Origin of the sequence: Streptomyces alkaliphilus (assembly GCF_014141535.1) — a bacterium.
Lineage (GTDB): Bacteria > Actinomycetota > Actinomycetes > Streptomycetales > Streptomycetaceae > Streptomyces > Streptomyces alkaliphilus.
In genome coordinates this window covers 1-1974 of sequence record NZ_VKHT01000930.1, presented here as the reverse complement: position 1 = coordinate 1974, position 1974 = coordinate 1, and the positions used below count along the sequence as shown (strand labels likewise).

At 74.2% G+C, this 1974-nt stretch carries 2 protein-coding genes; both read right to left on the bottom strand.

The window, feature by feature from the left end:
* Nucleotides 1-44 precede the first annotated feature (44 nt).
* Nucleotides 45-845, bottom strand: coding sequence for a type III pantothenate kinase (locus FNQ90_RS21230; RefSeq protein WP_143624154.1), 801 nt, complete (start codon nt 843-845; stop codon nt 45-47).
* A complete protein-coding gene (gene nadC / locus FNQ90_RS21225) occupies nt 845-1918 on the bottom strand; it encodes a carboxylating nicotinate-nucleotide diphosphorylase (protein WP_182607823.1) in 1074 nt (357 codons plus the stop codon). The genes FNQ90_RS21230 and nadC overlap by 1 nt, the downstream gene beginning before the upstream one ends.
* Nucleotides 1919-1974: the final 56 nt, after the last annotated feature.

Below are 1974 nucleotides of genomic sequence, written 5' to 3'. Positions count from 1 at the left end.
GGCGGGCACCCGGATGGCCCCGGGATCCCCCGGTCCGGCGGGGCTCAGAAGCGGGCGGCGTTGCGCTCGTACACCAGGCGCAGTCCGATGAGCGTCAGCCACGGCTCGTGCTCGTCCAGCACCGTCGCCTCCCGCAGCACCAGCGGGGCCAGCCCGCCCGTCGCGATGACCGTCACCGCCTCCGGGTCCTGCGGCGACAGCTCGCGGGCCATCCGCTCCACCACGCCGTCCACCTGCCCCGCGAAGCCGAACAGGATGCCGGCCTGCATCGACTCCACGGTGTTCTTCCCGATCACCTGGCGCGGTCGGGCCAGCTCCACCTTGCGCAGTTGCGCGCCGCGCAGGCCCAGCGCCTCCACCGAGATCTCGATGCCCGGTGCGATCGCCCCACCCGCGTACTCGCCGCGTGCGGTGACCGCGTCGAAGGTGGTGGCGGTGCCGAAGTCCACGACGATGCACGGTCCGCCGTACAGTTCGATCGCGGCGACGGCGTTGACGATGCGGTCGGCGCCGACCTCCTTGGGGTTGTCGGTGATCACCGGCACCCCCGTCTTCACCCCGGGCTCCACCAGCACGGCCGGGATGTCGCCGTAGTAGCGGCGGGTGACCTCGCGCAGCTCGTGCAGGACGGAGGGGACGGTGGAGCAGACGGCGATGCCGTCCACGCTGTCCCCCAGCTCCTCGCCGAGCAGCGGGTGCATGCCCATCAGACCCTGGAGCAGCACCGCCAGCTCGTCGGCGGTGCGGCGGGCGTCGGTGGAGATCCGCCAGTGCTCCACGATGTCCTCGCCGTCGAAGAGGCCGAGGACGGTGTGCGTGTTGCCGACGTCGATGGTGAGCAGCATCAGGCGTCCCCCTCCGCCGCCCGCAGGTCCAGGCCGATGTCCAGGACCGGGGAGGAGTGGGTGAGGGCACCCACAGCCAGGTAGTCCACGCCGGCCTCCGCGTAGGCGCGGGCACCGGCGAGGTCCAGGCCGCCGGAGGACTCCAGGGCCGCGCGGCCGGCGACCAACTCCACCGCCCGACGGGTCTCCTCCGGGGTGAAGTTGTCCAACAGCAGGAGTTCGGCACCGGCCGCGAGCACCGGCTCGATCTGGTCGAGGCGGTCCACCTCGACCTCGACCGGCAGGTTTGACCCGCCCATCTCCTCCAGCGCGGCGCGCACGGCGGCGAACGCCTCGGCGACGCCCCCGGCGGCGACCACGTGGTTGTCCTTGACCAGCACCGCGTCGGAGAGCGACATCCGGTGATTCAGGCCGCCGCCGCAGCGCACCGCGTACTTCTCCAGGGCGCGCAGGCCCGGAGTGGTCTTGCGGGTGTCGCGGACCCGGGCGCCGGTGCCCTCCAGCACGTCGGCCCAGGCGCGGGTGGCGGTGGCGATCCCCGACAGGCGGCCCAGCAGGTTCAGCGCGGAGCGCTCGGCGGTGAGCAGGTCGCGGGTGCGGGCGGTGGCCGAGAGCAGCACGTCGCCGGGTTCCACCCGGTCGCCGTCCTCCCGGTGTCGCTCGACCTCGAACTCCTCCTCGCAGACCACCGACAGGACCGCCTCGGCGATCCGCAGGCCGGCGACGGTGCCGGGGGCGCGGGCGACGAAGTCGGCGGTGGCGACGGCGTCGGCGGGCACGGTGGCGACGGTGGTGACGTCCACCCCGCCGTCGAGGTCCTCCTCGACGGCCAGGTGCGCGACGTCCTCCACCTCCAGCGGGTTCAGCCCGGCGGCCTCCAGCAGCCGGATCAGGTCGGGGTCGAGCCCGCACTCCATCACGTCCCCCTCCCCGGGCGGGGTGTCCGCGTCGGCGGCGCAGCCGCAGCCGTCACCGCACCCCCCACCGGGGGACGTCGCGGGAACGAGGGGAAGGTCACCGGTCGGCGGGGTCGGCTCCCCCGACCCGGGGACGTCGGGGCCGGCAGTGCTCACGTGTCTGCTCTCCTTGGTCGCGGCCGGGCCGCTCGGGGGCCGGGACCGTTGGGGTC